Origin of the sequence: Rhodopseudomonas sp. BR0M22, from assembly GCF_010907035.1 — a bacterium.
Lineage (GTDB): Bacteria > Pseudomonadota > Alphaproteobacteria > Rhizobiales > Xanthobacteraceae > Rhodopseudomonas.
Genome location: NZ_QUMK01000119.1, coordinates 1 through 7,242, shown reverse-complemented (window position 1 = coordinate 7,242; position 7,242 = coordinate 1). Strand labels below are relative to the sequence as shown.

6 protein-coding genes and 1 tRNA gene are annotated in these 7,242 nt (G+C 67.9%); all 7 read right to left on the bottom strand.

Annotated features, from left to right (window positions below; translation table 11 throughout):
• Window positions 1–285 (bottom strand): twin-arginine translocation signal domain-containing protein (locus tag DY468_RS24035; protein ID WP_164608062.1); only part of this gene is annotated, 285 nt, incomplete at its 3' end.
• 211 nt (window positions 286–496) lie between these two features.
• Entirely contained in the window at window positions 497–2,539 is a 2,043-nt protein-coding gene (locus DY468_RS24030; RefSeq protein ID WP_164608061.1) for a methyl-accepting chemotaxis protein, read from the bottom strand.
• A 333-nt stretch (window positions 2,540–2,872) separates the two neighbouring features.
• Window positions 2,873–4,360 (bottom strand): sensor histidine kinase, encoded by a 1,488-nt coding sequence (locus DY468_RS24025; protein ID WP_164608059.1) that lies wholly within the window; start codon window positions 4,358–4,360, stop codon window positions 2,873–2,875.
• A gap of 170 nt (window positions 4,361–4,530) precedes the next feature.
• Window positions 4,531–4,606: transfer RNA gene (locus tag DY468_RS24020), tRNA-Phe, on the bottom strand.
• A gap of 135 nt (window positions 4,607–4,741) precedes the next feature.
• Window positions 4,742–4,924, bottom strand: a complete 183-nt coding sequence (gene yacG, locus DY468_RS24015) for a DNA gyrase inhibitor YacG (protein WP_164608057.1) — start codon at window positions 4,922–4,924, stop codon at window positions 4,742–4,744.
• Window positions 4,914–5,537, bottom strand: coding sequence for a Maf-like protein (locus tag DY468_RS24010; RefSeq protein WP_164608055.1), 624 nt, complete (start codon window positions 5,535–5,537; stop codon window positions 4,914–4,916). Before DY468_RS24010 ends, yacG begins: the two co-directional genes overlap by 11 nt.
• Window positions 5,538–5,630: 93 nt before the next feature.
• On the bottom strand, window positions 5,631–6,788 hold the full coding sequence (locus DY468_RS24005) for an AAA family ATPase (RefSeq protein ID WP_164608054.1): 1,158 nt from the start codon (window positions 6,786–6,788) through the stop codon (window positions 5,631–5,633).
• Window positions 6,789–7,242 lie beyond the last annotated feature (454 nt).

Below are 7,242 nucleotides of genomic sequence, written 5' to 3'. Positions count from 1 at the left end.
GAACACGGAGGGCAGGCTCGGCAGCGCGACCTTGGCTTCGACCAGCCGCCGCGCGACGCCGTAGCCGCAATCGATCACGAACGGAACGCCGTCGACCAGCAGCACGTTGGCCGGATTGGAACGCCCAGTGCCGATCCGCGGGCCGCCCTTGGTGCCGAGGAAGATCCACTTCACGCCTTCGCCTGCGGCCTCCTGCGCCGCCGCGGGAGCGCTCTTCAGGCCGAGTGCGCCGGCGACGCCGCCAGCCAGAGACAATTGCAGAAGCGTGCGCCGATCGATGGCCATCGCGTGTCCTTTCAGAAGTTGAGGAAGAGAGAAGTTCAAGACTGCGCCCGTCAGCGACGGACAATTTCGCGCGGTCGATCGCCCAGCATCCCGGCTGAACGACGGCAACTTGCGACCGTCAGGCCGCGATCAGCAAGGCCCTAGCGCGGCCGGTTTCGACAAAACAGCAATGCCGATCCGGAATGAAACCCGGCCGCCGGCGCGCGTGCCATCACGCCGCGCGGACATTGCCGAGAAACTCGGAGATCCGCGCCGTCAGGTCGTTGCTGCGCGCCGACAGATCGCCCGCCTTGGCGATCATCCGCAGCGCCGCGGCCTCCGCGTCGGCCATCGCGGTCGACACTGCGCCGACATTGGCGGACACGTCCTTGGTGCCGGCTGCTGCCTGCTGCGCGTTGTCGGCGATCTCGCCGGTCGACTGCCGCTGCTGCGTCACCGACGCCGAGATGTCGCCGGTCACCGCGTCGACCCGGTCGATGGTGGTTGCGATCACCTTGATGGCCTCGACCACCGCCGCGGTTTCGGTTTCGACGCTGGCGATCTGCTCGGCGATTTCCTCGGTGGCTTTGGCGGTCTGCGTCGCCAGGGTCTTCACTTCGGTAGCGACCACGGCGAAGCCGCGACCGGCTTCGCCGGCGCGCGCCGCCTCGATCGTGGCGTTGAGCGCCAAGAGATTGGTCTGGTTGGCGATGCCCTGGATAAACTTGATGATCGCGCCGATCTTCTCGACCGCGCCATTGAGGCCGTCGATCCGGGTGTTGGCGTCGGCGACCTCGCGCACCGCCTCGGCGGCAATGCCGGCGCAAACTTCGAGTCGCTCCGCGACGTTGGCGACCGCAACGCTCATCTCCTCGGCGCCGCTGGCGATGGTGGCGACGTTGACCGACGCTTCCTCGGCACCGGCGGCGACATTGGTGGCCTGGGCCGCGGCACCCGACGCCAGCCGCGAACAGAACTCGGCGTCTGCGCGCATCGCGTCGCCGGCGACAGTGACGCCTTGGATTGCCTCGTGGCTGGCGGCATCGAAAGCGCGCGTGAGTTGCTCGATCCGCTCGGCCCTGGCTTCGCGGGCGCGGCGTTCGGCGGCGGTCTCGTTTTCAAGTTCGGCCGCCGCAATGGCGTTGAGCCGCAAGGTCTCCAACGCCGCTGCGATCTCGCCGATCTCGTCGCTGCGGTTTCGCCCCGGAATCTCGACGGCACGGTCACCATCGGCCAGCCGCGAGATGACCGCGGTCATCGTCACCAGCGGCCGGACTACGCGCCGGTCGAACACGATCACCACGCCGATCACCAGCGCCAGCACCAGCACCAGGCCGGCGCACACCACACCGAGCCGGATCAGCGCTGCGTCGCGCTCGTGCGCCGCGACCTGTGTCGCCTGCGCCAGCGCCACGTCGCGGATCGGCATCACCGCCTTGGCCGGTTCGACCAGACGTCTCAGCACCTCCTGGAACGACACGCCGTAGTCGGTGCCGGACAACCCCTTCGCGGTCAGCTCGGCGATGAAGCTGTCGGCCTTGCCGAAGAACTCCGGCTCGGCCGCCTTGACCGCCGCCTGCAGCGCCGGCATCTCGCTGTATTGCGAGGCGGTCGCCTGCAGCCGACCCCAGGCGTGGCGGATTTCCCCGGTCAGCGCCGAGGACTGTTCGATGTCGGCGATCGTCAGCTTCCTGGCATTGCCGGCGGCGCGGGTGAAGTAACTGGCGCGGCGACCGGCGGAATCGCGCATGTCCCAGGCGAGCCGTGCCACTTCGATCAGGCTGCCGACGCTGTCGTGCGCGACGGACGCGGCCCGCTCAAGCGCGTTGGCGATGCCGTTGAGCTGAGTACTCAGCGCCAGCATCTGCGGTACGTAGTCCCTGATCAGTGCTTGATCGCGCTCGGCGCGCGGCTGCCGGTAGGCGGCATCGAGCCGCCCGTAGGTCGCGGTGAGACGCTGGTCGATGCGATCGAGCGTATCGAGCGCACGGTCGCGCTCGCCGTATTGCGTGGTGACGATCGCGGCGCGCGCCTTGGTCAGCGACCGAGCCACTTCCTCTCGGGCACGCGCGATGCCGGCAAGCGCTGCATCACCCGTCGGCGCATCGGCGATCAACGCGGCGTTGTGCGGACCGCGACTGACGGCAACTTCCTCGGTGGCGTGCAACAGGGCCGACATCGCCGCGGCGAGCCGCGCGGCCTTGTCGGCGTTTCGATAGTCGCGCCAGCCCTGGACGACGAAGATCGCAGCCGCGGCTGCGATGACGATCGTCATCGCAGCGACACACATCATGAAAAGCGCACGTACCCGCATGAAGCCCCCAATTCGTTGCGAGGCATTCGTACTTTTACGAGTTAAGGTTCGTATAAGCTGGCGCAGCGGATTGTCTGGACTTGTCGTGACGCTGCGGTGACGCGCGCTCGACGCGGCTTGCGCGCGTGACGCGGCGTTACGCAATTGCCCACGCGGACGCAACATTCGACCGAACCATCGCCGCGCGCGCTCGCATCATGCTCATCGCGCAGGCAATCGGCCGCGTTTCAACTCATCGCCACGCATCGCCTTCCGAAAACGCAGCCCCGCTATGCGGTGCTACGAATGGGCTCATCATGATGGCGACGTGGTCGGCAGATCGATCCGAAACGCGGCGCCATGCTCGCGGCCGATCAATTCGATGGTGCCGCCGAGCGTCGAGGCAACGAGGTTGAAGGCGATGTGCAGGCCGAGACCGATGCTGCCGCCGTCACGCTTGGTCGTGAAGAATGGATCGAAGATCCGTTCGGCGAGATCGGCCGGGATGCCGACGCCGTCGTCCGCCAGCGTGATCCGGACCCGGTCCGGCGCGATCAGCTCGGCCTCGACGTGCAGCACGCCCTCGGCATCGCCTGGGTAAGCGTGGATCGCCGCGTTGAAGGCGAGGATACCGAGCAGCTGACCGAGCGCGCCGGGGCGGCTGATCATGGTGATGCCCTCCGGAACGTTCAGCTCCACCGCGAGACCGCGGCGCGACAGCAGCGGACGCAGCTTGTCGAAGCTGGTGGACAGCCAGCCGCGCAGCTCGAACCCTTCGCGCTGCTCGTTGGCCTGATCAACCGCGACCTGCTTGAAGGCGTGGATCATCTCGGAGGCGCGCAGCAGGTTCTGCTGCGTCATCCCCAGTCCTTCATCGAGCCGGCCGATGCCGCGGGTCAGATCGGAGCGCCGCACCGCACCGCCTTCAAGGGCGCGGGCGAGGTCGCGGACGTCGGCCTGCATCGCGCTCGAGGTCGTCAGCGCCAGCCCGATCGGCGTGCTGACCTCATGGCCGACGCCGGCGACGAGCTGCCCCAGCGCTGCCAGCTTCTCGGCCTGCACCAGATGCGCCTGGGTGGCGCGGAGTTCGCGCAACGATGCTTCCGACCGCGCGGTCTCGCGCTGCAGCGCCTCGGTGGTGGCGAACTGCCGGCGCGCCCGATGTTCGCGGGCGCCGACCGCGTATAGCGACAGCAGATAGGAATTGCCGATCAGGAAGTGATTGATGAAGCCGAGCCCGGACGACATCTCCGGCGCCAACCGCTCGGCGAAGGCGAAGGCCAGCCAGGTCGTCACGCAGAAGATCAGCAGCGAGCCGATCCGCAGCGGCAGCATGGTCGAGACGAACAGGATGACGATGATCATCCCGGCGGACGCGTAGGTGAAGCCGGACGGCAGCACCAGATACACCGACGGCAGTACGCAGCCCGGAATCACGCAGTACAGCAGCAGAATGGTCTCGGCCCAGCGCCGCGCCACCCCGAGCAGCAGCGTGAGCGGCAGCAGCACCAGCAGTGCCGTGCCGCCGCGGATCGCCAGCGTGATCGGCACGACCTCGGGATACAGCATCCAGTCCCAGAAGGTGTAGCCCGCATAGGTCAGCGCGCCGAGCACCATCGCCGCCTGGGTCCAGCCGACATGGGACCGCACATAGCTGTCGACGAACCGGCGCTCTTCGGCCGGATCGTCGAACCGCAGGCCGGCGGCCTTCAACAGATCGTGGAGCCACTGACGGCGCGGCGCCGCCGCGGTCACGACGGGGAGCGGCGCTGCACGGCTGTCGGATCGTTCGCTCGATGACATCAAGGATGCACAACGGAACCGCCGTCCACCGACGGCACACAGCGACCCGCGCGAAGCCACAGAAATTCACGCTCCGCGCGCTCGTCCCAGCGGTATCATCCGGCGCAAGGCCGATGCAAGCAAAGGGACCGGTGGAGGTCTGTGCGGGGGGCCGAGGCTTAAAGGGGAGATGGTGCCCAGGGGCGGGATCGAACCACCGACACTGCGATTTTCAGTCGCATGCTCTACCAACTGAGCTACCTGGGCGTCGTCCGCCCGGTTCGAAACCGGGGGAGCGCCGGGTTATAGTCAGACACGGCGGCGCTGTCCACCCGTCGCGACGGTGTTTTGCCGGGGAAAAATTCACCGGATCGTCGCACAGCCGCCGCCCGGAATTCTGGCTCAATCCTCTTCGTCGTCGGCGGGCCGGCCGGGAATGGCGTAGGAGCCGGACAGCCAGCGGTTGAGGTCGACGTCGCGGCAGCGCTCGCTGCAGAACGGGTGCGATTCGGCGGTCGCCGGCTTGCCGCACACCGGGCAGGGCTTGGCGCCGCGGCGAGGCGGCTGCTCCGCGTCAGCCGGCATTGAGCCAGCCCTGGCGGATCGGGAAGCCTTCGCCGCCGAGCAGCGCGAGCGTCTCGTACAGCGGCAGCCCGACAACATTGGTGTAGGAGCCGACCAGCTTGACCACGAACGAGCCGGCGATGCCCTGCACCGCATAGCCGCCGGCCTTGCCGCGCCACTCGCCGGAGTCGACGTAGCCGGAGATGTCCTCCTCGGTCAGCCGCCTGAACCGCACCCGGGTCTCGACCAGGCGCTGCCGGAACGCCTCCTTCGGCGTGACCAGGCAGACGGCGGTATAGACGCGGTGGTTGCGGCCCGACAGCAGCCGCAGGCACTGCGCGGCTTCGTCGGTCAGCTCGGCCTTCGGCAGGATGCGGCGGCCGACCGCCACCACGGTGTCGGCGGTGAGCAGATACGAGCCGCGCAGGTCGTCGTCGAGCTGGATCGATTGCAGCGCCGCCTCGGCCTTGGCGCGGGCCAGCCGGTTGGCGCAGGCGCGCGGCAGCTCGCCGCGGATCGGGGTTTCGTCGACATCCGCCGGCCGCAGCGCATCGGGCGAAATCCCGGCCTGATTGAGCAGCGCGAGCCGTCGCGGCGAGCCGGAGGCGAGAACGAGTTTGGGACGGCCGGACATGCGGAACTTCGATTCGGACGGATGGCGGGAAAGGAGCGCGGAACCTATCGGAAGGCGGGAGCCGGGACAACAGCCCGCCACAGATCAAGACACTCAACGCGCCGGCCAGTTCCAGGACGGGGAATCGGCGTCGCGGACCAGCGTCTCGCTCAGCTCTTTGTCGAGCACGATCTCGCGGCTGTCGGCCTGCCGGCGCAGCGCCGACACCAGCCCGTCGGCATGCGACACCACAACGATCTGCGAGCGTGTCGCGGCTGCGGCGATCAGCCGGGCGAGCGGCGACAAGAGATCCGGATGCAGGCTGGCCTCCGGCTCGTTGAGGATCATCAGTTCGGGCGGCCGCGGCGACAGCAGCGCGGCGACCAGCAGCAAATAGCGCAGCGTGCCGTCCGACAATTCTGCGGCTTTCAAGGGACGCAGCAGGCCGTGCTGCGCCATTGCCAGTTCGAAATAGCCGTCGGCCTCGGACACCTCCAGGCGCGCCCGCGGAAACGCATCGTCGATGGTCACTTCGAGCGCGGCGGGATCGCCGATCTCCAGGATGGTCTGGATCGCGGCCGCCAGATCGGCGCCGTCGCCACCGAGCACCGGCGTGTGGGTGCCGATCTGCGGCCGCCGCGCCGGGGCGTCGCGATCGGTGCGAAGCTGATCGTAGAACCGCCAGTCCCGCATCCGGTCGCGCAGCAGCAACAGTTCGAGCGCGTCGCGCGGATCGGCGCCGTGGGTCATCATGCTGTCGGAGGCGCCGAGCGATCGATACACCTCGCGCCACTGCCCGCCGTCGTCGCGCACCCGCACCAATGGACCACGCCGCTCGGCAAACGCATTGGCACGGCCGAGCAGCTCGCCGGTCCATACACTCTCGACCTTGATCTCCGGGTCGCGTCCGAACAGCGAGGTCGCGTCCGGCAGCGGCAGCCCGAGATCGATCGCGTAGCCATAATCGGGCCCGGCGAAACCGAGCTTGAGGGCGACGCGGTTGCTCCGCGTCGTACCCTGCACCGGCTGCGCGCCACGCTTCATGCTGCGCGACAACGTCTCCGGCCCGGCCCACAGCGTCGACGGCAAGCCGCCCTCGCCGGCGAGCGACTGAATCACCCGCCCCTGCGCGATCTCGGCCAGCAGCCGCAGGGCGCGATACAGGCTCGACTTGCCGGTGCCGTTGGCACCGGTGACGACATTCAGCGGCCCGAGCGACAGCCGCACATCGCGCAATGATCGGTAGCCCGAAACAGCAAGTCGCGTGATCATTGCGGTTCTCGCGGTGTCCTGACGCTTGATGGATAACAGATGCAGAGCGAACGGCCAAAGTATGGAGCGGCGCCACGCGAAATGGATGCTCTTCTCCTTGCGCACTCGCGTCCCTCCCCCACAGAAAGTCATTCCGGGGCGCTCGCGCAGCGAGCGAACCGGGAATCTCGATGTGAAGGGGCCGTGCTCCACAAGCTCGGGATTCCGGGCTCGCGCCTAGAGGCACGCCCCGGAATGACAGACGTGAAGAGGCGAGATTACTCAATGCGCAGCGCGAAAGGCGTGCAAAGTAAGTCACGTTCTGCCGAAACGGATGACCAGCTCTCAACTACTCGTCCCCGCCGCCGTGGTGGCCGAAGCATCGTCGCATGCGATCGATGCACCTGATTGAGAGACTGAACCCGCACCCGTCTCTTATACCCATCTGACGCCGCCGACGACGGAGAGAGTGTAG